This is a genomic window from Halocatena pleomorpha (assembly GCF_003862495.1).
GTDB lineage: Archaea > Halobacteriota > Halobacteria > Halobacteriales > Haloarculaceae > Halocatena > Halocatena pleomorpha.
Genome location: NZ_RRCH01000003.1, coordinates 398,420 through 412,731 on the forward strand (window position 1 = coordinate 398,420; position 14,312 = coordinate 412,731).

At 58.3% G+C, this 14,312-nt stretch carries 20 protein-coding genes; 10 read left to right on the top strand and 10 right to left on the bottom strand.

Features of this window, described 5'->3' with window-relative positions:
• Positions 1–12: 12 nt before the first annotated feature.
• The 3 genes from EIK79_RS03020 to EIK79_RS03030 all read right to left on the bottom strand — a co-directional run bounded on the left by EIK79_RS03020 (position 13) and on the right by EIK79_RS03030 (position 1,089).
• A complete protein-coding gene (locus tag EIK79_RS03020) occupies positions 13–279 on the bottom strand; it encodes a hypothetical protein (RefSeq protein WP_221621661.1) in 267 nt (88 codons plus the stop codon).
• Between the two features lie 51 nt (positions 280–330).
• Positions 331–603 carry a hypothetical protein gene (locus tag EIK79_RS03025; RefSeq protein WP_124953640.1) on the bottom strand — a complete coding sequence of 91 codons (273 nt, stop codon included), beginning with the start codon at positions 601–603 and terminating at the stop codon, positions 331–333.
• Positions 604–729: 126 nt separating this feature from the next.
• Entirely contained in the window at positions 730–1,089 is a 360-nt protein-coding gene (locus EIK79_RS03030; protein ID WP_124953641.1) for a hypothetical protein, read from the bottom strand.
• 294 nt (positions 1,090–1,383) lie between these two features.
• Between EIK79_RS03030 and EIK79_RS03035 the strand changes: the two genes are divergently transcribed.
• Positions 1,384–1,596: a hypothetical protein gene (locus tag EIK79_RS03035; RefSeq protein WP_124953642.1), complete on the top strand. Its 213-nt coding sequence runs from the start codon at positions 1,384–1,386 to the stop codon at positions 1,594–1,596.
• Positions 1,597–1,638: 42 nt separating this feature from the next.
• Here the strand turns inward: EIK79_RS03035 and EIK79_RS03040 are convergent, their stop codons facing one another.
• The 3 genes from EIK79_RS03040 to EIK79_RS03050 all read right to left on the bottom strand — a co-directional run bounded on the left by EIK79_RS03040 (position 1,639) and on the right by EIK79_RS03050 (position 5,257).
• Positions 1,639–2,967 (bottom strand): TIGR00341 family protein, encoded by a 1,329-nt coding sequence (locus tag EIK79_RS03040; protein WP_124953643.1) that lies wholly within the window; start codon positions 2,965–2,967, stop codon positions 1,639–1,641.
• Positions 2,968–3,014: 47 nt separating this feature from the next.
• Positions 3,015–3,581, bottom strand: coding sequence for a uracil-DNA glycosylase (locus tag EIK79_RS03045; RefSeq protein WP_124953644.1), 567 nt, complete (start codon positions 3,579–3,581; stop codon positions 3,015–3,017).
• 98 nt (positions 3,582–3,679) lie between these two features.
• Positions 3,680–5,257 (bottom strand): FAD-dependent oxidoreductase, encoded by a 1,578-nt coding sequence (locus EIK79_RS03050; protein WP_124953645.1) that lies wholly within the window; start codon positions 5,255–5,257, stop codon positions 3,680–3,682.
• 228 nt (positions 5,258–5,485) lie between these two features.
• Here EIK79_RS03050 and EIK79_RS03055 point away from each other — a divergent pair, with 228 nt between their 5' ends.
• Both EIK79_RS03055 and EIK79_RS03060 read left to right on the top strand, forming a co-directional pair.
• A complete protein-coding gene (locus EIK79_RS03055; protein WP_124953646.1) occupies positions 5,486–5,764 on the top strand; it encodes a hypothetical protein in 279 nt (92 codons plus the stop codon).
• A gap of 347 nt (positions 5,765–6,111) precedes the next feature.
• Positions 6,112–7,059 (top strand): TIGR03557 family F420-dependent LLM class oxidoreductase, encoded by a 948-nt coding sequence (locus EIK79_RS03060; RefSeq protein WP_124953647.1) that lies wholly within the window; start codon positions 6,112–6,114, stop codon positions 7,057–7,059.
• Between the two features lie 21 nt (positions 7,060–7,080).
• Here the strand turns inward: EIK79_RS03060 and EIK79_RS03065 are convergent, their stop codons facing one another.
• Positions 7,081–7,824, bottom strand: a complete 744-nt coding sequence (locus EIK79_RS03065) for a YqjF family protein (RefSeq protein ID WP_233737885.1) — start codon at positions 7,822–7,824, stop codon at positions 7,081–7,083.
• A 142-nt stretch (positions 7,825–7,966) separates the two neighbouring features.
• Between EIK79_RS03065 and EIK79_RS03070 the strand changes: the two genes are divergently transcribed.
• Both EIK79_RS03070 and EIK79_RS03075 read left to right on the top strand, forming a co-directional pair.
• Positions 7,967–8,266: a DUF7553 family protein gene (locus EIK79_RS03070; protein WP_124953648.1), complete on the top strand. Its 300-nt coding sequence runs from the start codon at positions 7,967–7,969 to the stop codon at positions 8,264–8,266.
• A gap of 86 nt (positions 8,267–8,352) precedes the next feature.
• Positions 8,353–8,835, top strand: a complete 483-nt coding sequence (locus tag EIK79_RS03075) for a YciE/YciF ferroxidase family protein (RefSeq protein ID WP_124953649.1) — start codon at positions 8,353–8,355, stop codon at positions 8,833–8,835.
• Between the two features lie 22 nt (positions 8,836–8,857).
• Here EIK79_RS03075 and EIK79_RS03080 read toward each other — a convergent pair whose 3' ends face one another.
• On the bottom strand, positions 8,858–9,193 hold the full coding sequence (locus EIK79_RS03080; RefSeq protein WP_124953650.1) for a DUF5789 family protein: 336 nt from the start codon (positions 9,191–9,193) through the stop codon (positions 8,858–8,860).
• 110 nt (positions 9,194–9,303) lie between these two features.
• Here EIK79_RS03080 and EIK79_RS03085 point away from each other — a divergent pair, with 110 nt between their 5' ends.
• Both EIK79_RS03085 and EIK79_RS03090 read left to right on the top strand, forming a co-directional pair.
• Entirely contained in the window at positions 9,304–9,636 is a 333-nt protein-coding gene (locus EIK79_RS03085; RefSeq protein WP_233737886.1) for a DUF7130 family rubredoxin-like protein, read from the top strand.
• Between the two features lie 81 nt (positions 9,637–9,717).
• Entirely contained in the window at positions 9,718–10,143 is a 426-nt protein-coding gene (locus tag EIK79_RS03090) for a CBS domain-containing protein (protein ID WP_124953651.1), read from the top strand.
• Between the two features lie 14 nt (positions 10,144–10,157).
• Here EIK79_RS03090 and EIK79_RS03095 read toward each other — a convergent pair whose 3' ends face one another.
• On the bottom strand, positions 10,158–10,982 hold the full coding sequence (locus EIK79_RS03095) for a succinate dehydrogenase/fumarate reductase iron-sulfur subunit (protein WP_394337767.1): 825 nt from the start codon (positions 10,980–10,982) through the stop codon (positions 10,158–10,160).
• Positions 10,983–11,187: 205 nt separating this feature from the next.
• On the opposite strand from EIK79_RS03095, the gene EIK79_RS03100 reads away from it, so the two are divergent.
• The 3 genes from EIK79_RS03100 (at position 11,188) to EIK79_RS03110 (ending at position 13,603) form a co-directional block, all read left to right on the top strand.
• Complete coding sequence (locus EIK79_RS03100) at positions 11,188–11,685, top strand: hypothetical protein (protein WP_221621662.1); 498 nt, start codon at positions 11,188–11,190, stop codon at positions 11,683–11,685.
• A gap of 97 nt (positions 11,686–11,782) precedes the next feature.
• A complete protein-coding gene (locus tag EIK79_RS03105) occupies positions 11,783–12,535 on the top strand; it encodes a proteasome assembly chaperone family protein (RefSeq protein WP_124953652.1) in 753 nt (250 codons plus the stop codon).
• A gap of 252 nt (positions 12,536–12,787) precedes the next feature.
• Positions 12,788–13,603 carry a manganese catalase family protein gene (locus EIK79_RS03110; protein WP_124953653.1) on the top strand — a complete coding sequence of 272 codons (816 nt, stop codon included), beginning with the start codon at positions 12,788–12,790 and terminating at the stop codon, positions 13,601–13,603.
• Positions 13,604–13,883: 280 nt separating this feature from the next.
• Here EIK79_RS03110 and EIK79_RS03115 read toward each other — a convergent pair whose 3' ends face one another.
• Positions 13,884–14,240, bottom strand: coding sequence for a four-helix bundle copper-binding protein (locus tag EIK79_RS03115; RefSeq protein WP_124953654.1), 357 nt, complete (start codon positions 14,238–14,240; stop codon positions 13,884–13,886).
• Positions 14,241–14,312: the final 72 nt, after the last annotated feature.

Here is a 14,312-nt window from a genome sequence, read left to right on the forward strand (position 1 = left end):
CGATCGGGAGGCTCAGGAAGTCCAGACGAGTTCGAGTGACAGCTTCGCGGTGCAGATCGGATCGAGAAGCTGTTCGTCCTCGGTTGTGGACTCTGCCTCCTTCGCGTCCAAATATCCTGAGCATCGGCCTTTGTTGAGTATCCGAGAGATCGTTGTGGTCGAACCACACTGTGGGCAGTCGAGAAAGAGTTCGTCCTCTCCCTCGTGCAACGCGTCGGGTTCGATTATCATTCGGGCTTTCGTGGGCGTTTTTTCGTTCTCTGGTGAGGTGTCTGACATTGCTGTTGTGTGTACGGCAAGCGCGGGCAAAAGTCCGCGGACCGCCCTGGTTCACGATTCGAGTTTCTCAACGATCTGTTGGGCCTGTTCTTTTGCGCTATCCTCGTCCATCCCTTCGGTCGGGATCAGCACACTCTCTACCAGCCAGTCGTCCGACCCCGCCGTTTGCCCGGTGCGAACCTCGCTTCCCTCCGATACCGATTCTGCCGCGTTTGCCGCCCAGTCCGGTGTGCGGATCGTATCGAACTGATCCGGATCGTTGTATCTGACGTGGTAGTAGTTATCGCTCTGTTCGATCATATCCGGGTCTGGTGTCTCGGCCATACTCGATGGAAAACGATCCAGCATTGAAAACGCCGTCCCGGAATTTGCAGCTATCACCGAGACGTTTCGACGCCCGTCTTGCCCCGGTTCATTCGGCAGAATTCGACGCAGAAGGCGGCACAGAGATTACATCCCGACGACCCCGACGGCGTCGGGCGCGACGATTCCCAACGCCGCAAGCACGTACAGAATGATCAACGAGGCTACCCACGCGATCAGCGCGATCCCGATGGCACTGATCCAACCGCCGGGATACCGCCAGTTGATTACGCCGAGATACGCCAGCAGCCCGAGGAGTGGACCGAGAAACGGGATCCAACCGAGGAAAAGGGCAACAATGGCCCACACGACTGAGGCGATAAGCGCTGTGATGATCGCATACGTGAAGCTTTCCGTATCGGTGATGATACGGGCACCGATGTAGATACCAGTTGCTCCGACGAGCAGACTGATCACGAATACGACCAGTGTGTCGATGACTGCCATGCGTAAGGTAAGGATCCTCTGGACGCTACTCGTTCTGTCTTCCAATACAAGGTTGTGGATCGCAGTGCAGTCCTCGGGGGGTAAGAAGACGCGTGCGTAAACCGTTCACCGACAACAACGCGCGACAGTCGATTTTCCACCACCGTGGGCGACGACGAACGTTACCGGACAGTTGCTTTTGCAAGCATGAATCATTACAGGAGAGTTCATATCTACCGACACCAGTACAAATTTGACCGTTCGAATCGTAGTGACGATTACCCTGCCCGCTCGACCGCAGGGGGAGGGAGACAAATGACCCAGAATGGTGGTCTCACACCGGCGGAAAGAACAGGCTCGTCAACAACGGTGACGATCACCTGCAATGAATGCCAACACCGCCAGTCGGTCGGACTGTCCGCTCCAGCCACCCTCTCCGACCGGCGTCCCGACGGCGTCGTCGAAAGCGTTTGTCCGACGTGCGGAGAGATAACCGTCACTGGATTCCGGTACATCGATGACCGATGAACAACGTCCACACTCGACGACAAATGGGAGTAAACACTGCCATCACGTCCCTAACGGGGACGGTCGACTCGGGACGTTCACGCGACTGGTGTTTGAATACTGGTAGCTATCGAAGCGAACGCGGACAATGGGAGTCTCGTCGGTCGATTCGGTGATTCGTCTATCCAACGTTTCTGCCACCTCCGGAGGGGGACTATCGCCATCCGTGCGGCTCACGACAACCGTGACCGTCTCAGGGGAACTGAACGGACCGGGACCAGTGTACTCGGTTCGCACCGTGACCGGTTCAAGAGACGCGTATTCGGGAGCAGCGAGCGTTGTTTCCACTTCGTGATTGACTGTTTGTTCGAACGAGCTTTGTTCATAAAAGGCTCCCGCCGTGAGAACGGTGAGTGCAATCAGAACGATCCCCGTCACAACAACGAGCCACGTTCCGGAGTCGGCTGAAACCAGCCATCCCTGACGTTGAGGACGGTACTGGAACCACCACAGTACGGCGAAGGCGCTTGCGTTGATCAGGAGGAGCGTGAGCACCAACAGCAACAACGAACCGACGGCCAGCCGGGACGCGCCCCACATGGCGGCGATCCCGACGGTCGCGGCCGCAGGAATGAGTGCGGCCGCGATCATCACGCCGACGAGCGATGTGGAGCCTTTGGTCGTCAACGCGAAGGCACCAGCGGCACCGGAGGCGATCCCGATCAGAGCAGTGAACCAGTTCGGTGCACTCCGGAGGGAAATCAACTCGACCGTCGAAACGTCTAGCGAGTTCGGTGCGATCCCGCCGAGCTGCAGGCCGACGCTGCACAACATTGCTCCGAGAATCGCCACTCCGAAGCCGAGCGCCTGATTCCGAAGGCTGTGTAACAGCATTTTCCGATCCCCAGTGGCAGCACCGACAGTGGCAGTCATCACCGGACCGATAATGGGGGCGATGACCATCGATCCCACGACGACCGCTGGTGAGTCCATGAGTAGCCCCACGGTTGCGACGATCGCGCTCAGAAAGATCATCACGAGAAACGATCGGAGATCGTAGCTGATGTCTCGCGCTTTCGATTTGAGTTCGAGGCGGGTCAGCGTGTCGAAATCACTCGCAAACCGATCGAGAAGCGACTCCGATCGAGGCGTTGACGCTCCTTCGAGGCTTATGACGGTGGTGTACTGCTCCTCATCGATCCCCATATCGATCAAGCGATCGAACACGTACCCGATCGCGTCGGTCGGCACCGGGAATTCGATGAGCCACTTCGTGGTATCAGGTTCGTTCGTCCGGACCCGCCGTCGGATGTAGTCGATCCCCTCCGAATCGAGGAAGTCGGTGACGGTGTCGTGTTGTCGATCGGAAACGAGTAGCTGAACGAGACGCACACCGGATTGACGACGGGCAATAAGAAAAATGTGCCCCGTGATCGTCTCTATGAGGTGCGCTCTGACTGTACGTTCTCTGCTGCTAAACGGAGATCCTCTGCGAGGGCATCGAGGGTGCTGTCGTCGTAAAACGACGCCGCTGGGTGGTACGTTGGCACGACAAGTCGACTGTTCCGCTCGTAGGCCTGTCCACGCAGCGCTGAGATCGTCCGATCGGTATCGAGCAGCTCGCGGGAGGCAAACGTTCCCAGCGGCACCACGACAGTGGGATCGACGCGTTCGAGTTCCGCGTCGAGAAGCGGTTTCCACGCGTCGATCTCCTCCCGACGGGGATTGCGATTCTCCGGTGGTCTGACCTTCACGAGGTTCGTGATGTACGGCTCCACCCGGTCGAGACCGACATCCTCGAACAACGAACGGAGCCGTGTCCCCGCCGGTCCGACGAACGGCTCGTTCTGTTTGACTTCCTGTTCACCAGGGGCTTCCCCGACGAGCACGATCTCCGCGTCGAGCGATCCGCTGCCCGGAACGAACCGAGAACGGTCGTACTGATCTTCGGGAACGTTCGTAAGCGCTTCGTCGAATTCGGTGTCGAAATCGGATTCGATGGTCATAGTGTGGGTAACCGGACGGGACTACGGGGAGACGTATCAATCACTCCCATTCGTGTTCTGGGGGACGCCAACGCCGGTGGTGGGCACCGCGTGATCGGTCACGTGCTGTCCGATCGGTCGCCCTGAAGGAGATGGTCGTACCGGTCAAGCTCCGTGACCGCTGGCGTGTCGAGGACAGTGCCATCGATGTCGAACCGAGAGCCGTGACACGGACAGTCCCAAGACTTCTCGCCGTCGTTCCACCTGAGGAGACATCCCATGTGGGGACAGATGGCCGAGACGGCGTGGAGCCGTCCCGACTCATCGCGGTAAGCTGCGACGGGATCTTCTTGTTCGGTGACAACCACCGCCTCGTCCCGATCGAGTTGCGAACGGTCGAACCGAGGGGGACTCCCGATCCGATCCCCGATTCGGTGTTTCGCGGCGGGGACGTTGTGCGACAACAACTGTCCAGCCGAGGCTCGTAGATTGAGTCGCGTCGGCTGATACACCGACCGATACGGGTTCTCCCGGTCGAGAATCAGATCACTGAGGAGTCGTCCGGCAGCAGTCCCGTTGGTCATCCCCCAGCCACCGAATCCGGTCGCCACGTACAGGTGGCGCATCTGGGGTGCGAGCCGACCCACGAACGGAACGTGATCGATGGCGACGTAATCCTGTGTTGCCCATCGATACTCGATCGATTCGACGTCGAACCGTTCGCGGGCTTGGCGCTCCAGTCGACGGTAGTGCTCTTTTGTGCTGTTGCCGTGGCCCGTTCGGTGATTCTGACCGCCGATCAACACCATCGACGCGTTGTCATCGGGATGTGGTCGAACCGAAAAGTACGGCTCTTCGGGATCGTAGTACAGACCCTTCGGAGGCTCGGTGGCGAGGCGCACACCGAGGACATACGAGCGTTTCGGGGAGAGCCGGGCGAAATAGAGGGCGGGATCCCGAATGGGGAAATGCGTCCCGATCACGACGTCGTTAGCGATCACCGCACCGTGATCGGTTGTCACGCGACACGGTGTGCCGTCCGTAACGTCTCGGACCGTCGTCCGTTCGAAGACGTGGCTGTCGTCGCCGGGAATGGTTCGTGTGAGTTCCAGCAGATACCGTCGGGGGTTGAACCGCGCTTGGTCGGTGAACTCGACGGCTGCTTCTACGTCGTATGGTAGGTCCGTCGATTCGACGTAGGACACAGGAAGCCCGAGGCGGCGCGCAGCGTCGACTTCTTCTCGTATCTTCTGGCGACCGGTTTCGGATTCGACGTACGTGTACGCCGGCGTGCGCACGAACTCACAATCGATTCCCTGCGCTTCGATGGTCGTCTCGACCTGATCGATGGCTGCCTCGTTGGCGTTGGCGTACTGGCGAGCGTGCTGCTGGCCGAAATGATCACAGAGGTGTGCGTACAACAGGCCGTGTAACGACGTGAGCTTCGCGGTCGTGCGTCCAGTGACGGCACACAGGATTCGATCGCGTTCGATCAGGGCAACCGACTGACCGGCGTTTCGGAGTTCGTACGCCGTCGTGATGCCCGCGATCCCGCCACCGATGACGGCAGTGTCGACGCTCACCTCGCCATCGAGTGCTTCGTACCCCGTTTCGGGTGTGGTATCGAACCAGATCGGCTTGTGTCGTCCTGCCTGTCCGGCCGGGGAGCTGTCGTCCGGAGTGTTGGTGTTATCCATATCGATCACCGGGTGCTGTGACAGAAGTAAGCCGACGCGCCCAGCGGGGAAGGCCGTTCGCCCGGTATTTACCGGGGAGTTGATGCTCATCCACGGCGGCACGAGTAGCCCCCTGATGGAGGCGCTGGATCGGTGGCGCAAAGCGCACCAGCCACAGCTAACGGGGGTCCTGAAACGCCTGCCAGTTCCTGCGTGATCGTTACGGTTACGGAGGACAGATCTCAGGCCATGACGAGAGAAACGTCTACAGAGGGCGTGAGATCCGAGGACACGGGGCTGCCGATCATCGACGAGAGCGGAACCGAACTCGGCGTTATCCATGGCGTCGTGGCCGAGGACGTGACAATCGATCCCGCCGACACCCTTGACGACGCCACGATGACGACACTCGGATGGGATGACCCGAACGCGCTCCAGACGCTTCCGCGCGCCATGTTAGAGCGTGTTCCGTCCGGCATCGGGGCGTACGTCACAGTGTTTCGATTCCAGACGGGGACACACGAGTGATCGACGCGCCCAAACGATGACCGGTCACAGTCGGCCGAACCTTCTTGTATAATGCCGTAGTAGATACCGATGCAATCAAACAGACGACCACGCTAATGCCGATGGGAGCCGCCGGAACGATCCGCTTTCGTCGACCATCCCCTGTTTCGGGATTGCGCTCGGCAGTCATCTATGAGCAGCCATGGCTCAGGGATCCACCGACCAGCAGAGCAGCACGGAGAGATCAACCGACGCAGCCAAATTAGAACGTCCCGTCCGAAGATGTCATGTCCACCCGTTTCCGAGTTCGACGACGCACAGCCAACCAACCGTCCGACGCGTGCCGTCACGAGCCGGAGTGATCAGCCGTGACGAACATCGGATACACACTCAGTAGCGAGGAACGGGGACCGAACACGCTGGTCGAGAACGCGGTTCGCGCACAAGCGGCCGGCTTTGGGTATGCCCTCATCTCGGACCATTTTCATCCGTGGACCTCGACACAAGGAAACGCGCCGTTCGTCTGGAGCACGCTGGGGGCTGTCGCTGAGGCAACCGACTCGTTGGATGTCGGAACGGGCGTTACGTGTCCGACCGTGCGGATGCATCCAGCAGTGACAGCCCACGCAGTCGCCACCACGGCGGCGATGTTCGACGGCCGCTTTTTCTTCGGCGTCGGCACGGGTGAGAACCTCAACGAGCACGTGACCGGCGACCGGTGGCCGCCGTTCGATGTCCGCTTGGAGATGCTCATAGAGGCGGTCGAAATCATGCGGAAACTCTGGACCGGCGAGAACGTCACCCACCGCGGGGACCATTACACCGTTGAGAACGCCCGGCTGTTCACGCTCCCAGAAGAACCACCGCCGATCTACGTCTCCGGAACAGGACCAAAATCGACTCGGGCGGCACGGGACATCGGTGACGGACTCGTTAGCACCGCTCCCAAAGAGTCGCTGGTTGAGACGTTCACGGAGACGAACGATGGCCCGCGCTACGGACAGATGACGGTCTGCTATGCTGAATCGGAATCCGAAGCCCGCGAGATCGCCCACGAGTGGTGGCCGAACGTCGCGCTCGCCGGCGAGGTCGGACAGTTGCTCCCGACGCCCAAACAGTTTGAGCAGGCCGTGGAGATGGTCACCGAGGACGACGTTGCCGAACTCGTCGCCTGTGGTCCCGATCCGGACGACCACATTGAGCTGATCGAAGCGTACGCCGATGCGGGGTTCGATCACGTGTATGTTCATCAGGTCGGTCCCGATCAGGAGGGATTCTTCGATCTGTACGAGAACGAGATCCTTCCATCGTACTAACGTATCGGTACCCATATCCGTTTATTCCTGCGCTGTCCGCTCCCAATGTTTGCTGGGTGTTGTCGTCACCTCGATACTGGGACTGTAATAACACACCGGCTCGGTGTCGGGGTGATCGAACCCGTTTGCCTGAAAGAGCGCGTTCTCAGTCGTCTCGACGCGTGCGTCGTACAGCGTCCACGACTCGTGTTCAATATCAGTGTACCGGATGTCTCCGTTCTGTGACTGGGTGTAGAGGCGGTGACGGTCGGTCAAGAACCCACTGAGCGAGTCTGGACCGGCCGTGAATGAGGACCCGGTCGGGCGGTACGTGGCGTCGTAACTCGCTGGGCGGCTGCCTGGATGCCGTCGTCGACTCCGAAACCGGATCCCGTTCGTGCCGTTGTCGACGGACATCTGCGCGTAGTAGTACGGCAGGCAGTGAGTGAACCGCGCTCCGAGTACGGCGAGCACGCTGGGGGCGTCGAGGCTGAAAAAGTACACGCCAGGATCGCTGTCGTGAACGACGTACGTCCGTAGATTCAATTCCGGGAGATCAACTCCAAGGCGTCGGGGGACGCCGAGCGGTCGCGTCTCGGCGTTGACGAACGGAACGATCGTCAGCCACCCCGTACCGTCGTACGTGTGAACGGCGAACGGCCCCGGAAGGTGAGAAGCGAGTAGCTCCGCTTCGACGGGCCAGTTAATGAACACAACGCGACGCCAACTGAACGCGAACGACGCGCTTACCATACTGAACCACGCCGAAACCAGTTCATCACTCACAGAAACAAGCGTGTGGCCGATAGGGGCTTTGGTTGCAAATGGGCGTCCGTGCAGAGACGTCTCAGTTGCGGAGACGCACGGTCGCACGCAGCAAGGGAATACAGGCCTCGTGACTAAGCCGACGGTCATCCGAGGAACGCCTATGATCGATCAACTTTCGGTCGCCCGTCGGTCCGTTCAGCGGGCGAGTGAGACGACTGACAACGCAGTCGTCCGTGAACAACTCGCTTCGATCGATGAGGGTCTGATGGAACTCACCGACGGTCAAACGACACAGGACACTGATCCCGGGATGGAAGTCGAGCGGCTCACGCCGATCGAGGAAAAGCTCACTGGACTCCTCGATACAGCAAGCGGTGATACCGAAACTCAAATCGCTGAGGCACGGGACGCGATCGACATCTTCCGGCAGGAACACACGGAATGGAACGCGGAGGAGTAACCACGCGACAGAGAACCGAACGTAGCTTTCGACTGCTGGTGGTCTGTTTATGGAACTAGCCGGTGATCTGTTAGCTGGTGATTGCAATGACTGCCAACCAACTCGATGAAATGTTCGAGGATGGCCTGAAAAACATCTACTACACCGAACAGCAACTCGTCGATACGCTCTCAGAGCTTGAACAGCAAACCGCCGAAGACACGTTGCGAGAGGCCTTCTCGGAACACCGCTCGGAAACCGAAGAGCACGTCCACCGACTTGAAGAGGTGTTCGGGATGATGGATATGGAACCGGAGGGGAAACCGGATAGAGCAGTGGAGGGACTGATCGAGGATCACGACGAATTTGCCAGCAGAGATCCCGAGCAGCAGGTTCTCGATCGGTTCAACCTCTCGGCCGGACAGAAGACAGAACATTACGAGATCGGTGCCTACGACACGCTCATTCCCACCGCTTCCGATCTCGGAATGGACGAGGCCGCCGATCTACTCGAACAGTCCCGGCAGGAAGAGGAAAACGCGTTGAATAAGCTGTCCGACATCAGCCGTGAGACTCGATCGCCGGAGTGATATCGGTCAATAGTCACACGAACTACACAGACTCGTCTTCGTCCTGCTGATCGACGGGTTCGGTTTCTTCGGGGGCCGAACCACCGCGGTCGGAGTACCCCTCACGACCAACTGATTCTTTTGGCATCAGATTGAGAATCATCTGTCGAACTTCCGAGGGCGACTCGAACGTGGTCTCGCCCATCGGATCGAACAGTTCATCGATCGTGATCGGCTCGGCGTTGGTCCGGTTCACTTCGTGGTCGCCGTGCTCGTCGACCAACTCCTCGACTGTCATCGGATACGACGCCTCCTTAAGGATCGGCATGGTGTCTGTGAAGTCGACACCACCCACACGATCGGTCTCATCTTCGGGCATATCCCTCCTTGGAGTCGGCGGCGGTATACGTCTTTACCACGCATATCCAGTTTGCAGAAAACAACGGAACCGGGCGGAGGTTTAAGTGACTAGGCAGCGAGTAATCGAACATGAACGGGGAAACGCCACCAGACGAGGAGCAACCAAACACCGGATCAGGCGGACAGACACTCGGAGTCGGACAGACAGTGTACACCGAAGACGGCAATCCGATCGGAACGATCCGTGGAATCGGAGAAGGAGGCGTTTTCGTGACCACGCGAGCGGGGGCCCAGAGTCTGACGGTCGAACACGCTCGTTCCGGCCACGAATTTGGCGAAGGAGAACTGATGTGGCGGTGTACGGAGTGCGGCGAGATGGGACAGATCAAGTCGGGGCTCCCGGATCAGTGTACCGGGTGTGGCGAACCGAAAGAGGCGCTGATGTACTGGACCGAGGATTGACGGGGAACGTTTCTCGACAACACACCGTGGCAGATACAGGCGTGATGTTTAGGCTCGATTGGGTGATACTACTGGTGAAGCATGTCTGTAAGAGAAATCGCAAACGATCCGATAACAGCATCGAAAAACGACGCCGTGAGCGACTGTGCCAAGCAAATGAGTCAAAGAAACGTCGGATCACTCGTCGTCGAAGACGACGGCAAGGTGGCGGGGATCCTCACGGACCGCCAAATTGCTCTCGCAACGGGTGATCACGACGGCAACCTCTCGGATGTGACTACAGAGGAGATAATGACTGAAGGAATGGTGACACTGCAAGAGGACGAGGATAGTCTCGCCATCTCACGAACGATGGCCGAAAAAGGAGTGCGGCGGCTTCCCATCGTCGACAGTTCCGATTCGCTCGTCGGTGTCGTGTCGCTCGATGATGTCGTCTCATTAGTTGGAGAACAGTTGGCGGATGCTTCGACAATCATCGAAAAGCAGTCGCCAGGCTATGAACCGTAATCGACGAGGGCGACTCACCAGAATTTGAGTGACTGCTTGACGCCCTCGCGTTTGAGTTCCTGTATGTGCTGAGTCAGGGGGATGTCTTTCGGACAGACTTCAGTGCAGGAGAACTGGGTTTGACACCGCCACACCCCTTGTTCTTCCTCCATCGTTTCGAGTCGTTGTTGCTTGATCTCCTCACCTTCGCGTTCGTCCATCAGAAATCGGTAGGATGTGTTGATCGCCGCCGGGCCGAGATAGTTGCCGCCAGACGCGATGTTACAGGAGGACGTACACGCGCCACACCAGATACAGCGCGTGCTCATCTTGATCTTCTCGCGGTTTTCCGGTCGCTGGCGCTGTTCTTCGAGCGCGTCATCTGGTTTCTGTTCAGTCTGAAAGTACGGGTTGACAGCCTTCATCTGGTCGTAGAAGTGTTCCATTTCGACGACAAGATCCTTTATCACGTCCTGGTGTGGGAGCGGTTCGACCTGTATCGGTTCTGAAAGACCCTCGATCTGCGTCCGACAGCCGAGGCGCTGCCGACCGTTGATGAAAAAGGCATCAGAGCCACAGATCGCCTGACGACAGGAGTGTCGGAAGGTCAACGACGGATCGAACGTGTCACGAGCGTGAATCAGTGCGTCCAACACTGTCATTCCCTGTTCGAACGGGACGACGAATTCATCGAAACGCGGCTCGCGCTTGTCCTCGACACCGGGATCGTAGCGGAACACTCGGAGTCGAACCTGATCCTCCGGCCGGTCACTGGTCGCTCTCTTGGACTGTTGGGTCGTCCTCTCCGCCGTTCGTTGCTGCTGCGGAGACCGCCCTGCCAACATTTCACGGGATGGAATTCTCTCCGAATCGTCCTGTGTGTCCGCGGTCGTCTCTTGTTGGCTCACGCGTATCACCTAGAGGATCGTACGGCGACTATGACAATAAGTCCCACTGGTGCTATCGATCAGGACGGGCGTCGGATTCCGGTACGATCGTGGGTTTCGGACCGGTAGCTCTATCAAACTGGCTGCTGATATTGGCAGTCATCGGTGACAGAATCCCATGCTTTCGAACGTCCTCAAAGCCACCGGGCAGGACTGCTCCGAACGGCCACCACAGACGGTAGCAGACGGACTCGACGCCGTCCGAGTGGGAGGAAAAGGCGGACTCATCGGAACCCTCGTGATGACTGCGTTTCGCGTCCCGATCACACGCTCGCTCCCACCAACGGCGAACTTCTGGGCGAAGTACATCGCCGGAGGGTCGTCAGAGGAACACACGGTTCACGGAATCATCCTCCATTTGGTGTACGGCACTGTGGGCGGCGTCGCCTTCGTCCTGTGCTGTGCTCCCGGTGGAACCGGCTCGGACGTTGCCGACGAATGGCAGGGCATCGTTCGGGGGACCGCGTTCGGGTTGTTGCTGTCTGTCTTCGGGGTACACATCGTGTTAAAGTGGCTGTTGGACATGGATCTCGAAGCGAACGAGCGGCTCATTTTTCACGTGGGTCATATCATCTACGGCCTCACGCTCGGGACGTGGGTCGGATCCAACCGGTAGCGCTCAGGAATGAACCCGAAATAACCATAGCCCGCTTGTCGTGTTGCTCGGAATATGCTGCAGTCAACGTTATCCGAACGAATGTACTAGCCCATTCATGGCACACATCACTATCAAATCACCAGACATCACGCTCGACGAACCGACGTTGATCGATGGGCTACCAGGGAAGGGGTTGATCGGGAAGCTCATCACCGACTACCTCGTCTCCACGCTGGAGATGGAGTACTACGCTGGCGTGTACTGCGAGAGCATTCCTCCCGTCGCTGCCTATCGCTCGACTGACCCCCGCGTTCGACCACCGCTTCAGATTTACGCGGATGAAACGCGGAACCTGTTGGTGTTAGTCAGTGACATCCCGATACCAGCGTCCAACGCTCCGGATTTCGCCGGTTGCATCACCGACTGGCTCAACGAGGAGGGGGTGACGCCGATCTACATTAGTGGGTTTTCCGAAACGATCGAACAGAACGAAACGGACCATCCCGAACGGCTGTACGGACTCACGACAGGACGGGGCGAAGCCCACCTTGAGAAGGCGGAAATCGCGTCGCCACACCATGCCGGGATCGTTACCGGACCGACGGGAACGCTTCTCAACCAGGCGTCAGACGACGGCCTCGACAGCGTCGGACTCCTCGTCAAGAGCACCGATACACTACCCGATTACGAAGCGGCCCGGATCGTCATCGATCAGGGGATCGAACCGATCACCGGAATCGAGATCGACACGGAACCGTTCGTCGAGCAGTCGATCGATATCTCTCCTGTCGCTGAATCAGCGCTACAACAACTCGGAGAATCGTCCGACGGGAGCACCCGTGCACAGCCCACTGCGACGTTCCATTAGCAGCAGAATAACGGAGCGATGGGAAGCAGTGAGTGAGTCGAGCAGACACGTCAACACAGCGGCCCTGCTTTTACAGGGGTACGAATGTAATGGGAACACGACTCGGAGCGCGCCGTGAGACGCCCCACCGAACACCCACGCGGAGCCGAGTTTGGTCTCACACTTCATTTCTATATATTTTAATAATAACTACTTGTGTATGAAGGCAGAATAAACACTAGTACCGGCAGGCACCGTCATACTGGGAGACAGATGTTCCATCACAGTGAAGAACTTCAGTACGAGGTGCGTGTCGAAGAGCCGGATCCGGAGTTTGCGAAGATGCTTCAACAAGCGATCGGGGGTGTCGAGGGAGAAATGCGTGTTGCACTCCAGTATATGTTTCAGGCATTCGCAGTACCCAAAGAACAGCACCAGTTTCGGATGATGCTGATGGAGACGGCCGCCGAAGAACTGGGACATATTGAGATGCTTGCAACTGCCGTGGCGAAGAACTTAGAGGGGGCCTCTGCGGAAGATCGTGATCAAGCGCGAAAGGACCCGGTCATCGCCACCATGATGGACAGCGGGCAGCCCCGACAGGCGCTTTCGGCAGGACTGCATGCGATGCCGGTTGACAGTAACGGCGTTCCGTTCAACGGTAGCTGTGTCGTCGCAAGCGGCAATATGGCCGCAGACATGTACGCGAACGTAATGGCCGAATCGACGGGCCGCCTCTTAGCAACCCGTCTGTGGGAGGTGACAGACGATCCCGGAATGAAAGACATGCTCTCGTATCTCATCGCCCGTGATACCATGCATCAGAACCAGTGGCGCGTTGTGCTCGAAGAGTCCTTTGAGGAACCCATGCCGATCCCAGGAAGCTTCCCACAAGAAGAAGAAAACCAGAAGCACAACTACGCATTCATGTCTACGTTCAGTGGCGACCGTGAGGATCCGGAACAGCCGTGGACGCAGGGCGAATCTCCCGACGGAAAAGGCGAGTTCTCCTTCCTGTCTGAACAGCCTGGCGGCGGGAAGCCAGATCTCGAAAAGGTCATCGAAGAGATGTACAACGAAGTGAACTGAAATATCTCACTAACGCACCCATCTGAACGTTCGCGCCGAGATAGCCCTAACGTGACCGGTCCTGTGAACGTCGGGCCATGGGGCTACTCCGCGACACCAATATGGCTGTTGAAGCCGCGAACGAAGGCGAGACCCAGCAACTCGCACGATTCTTTACGGAGCACGCAAAGAACAATTTGATACCGCTTCTCTATCGTCGAACAAAACGCTGTTGCGGACGCTCGGTGACCGACCGTCGCTGTGACGCTCGATCGGAACTGGTGCGTCCGGACTCGTCCGATCAGGCACTCATCGCGCGACAGCTTTCAGCACAGTCGGGGAGCACTTCTGCACACACCTGACAGTGGTCGTGGTCGTGACGGCTACACTCCTCAGCGCATTCCTCACACAGGTCAGCACAGATTCCAGCGAGTTCAGAGCTGTAGCCGGAATCGCGGGCCATGAACCGGGCGTGAAGCGACGCGATATCGACAACATCCCGACAGAGGCGGAGACACCGCGCCATTTCCTCACCGTGGTCTGCACACTCATCAGCGCACCACTCACAAACCTCGGTTGCCTCCTGACACTGCTCGATACACTCTCGTTGTTGGTCATTCAGCCGGTCGATCTTGGAGACGGTTTCTGCAAGAGCCATTGCATTTCATCAGAAGACAATAAACGGGATCACGACTGTGCCTGCCTTTGCCGTGTCGTCCCTTCGATGGGC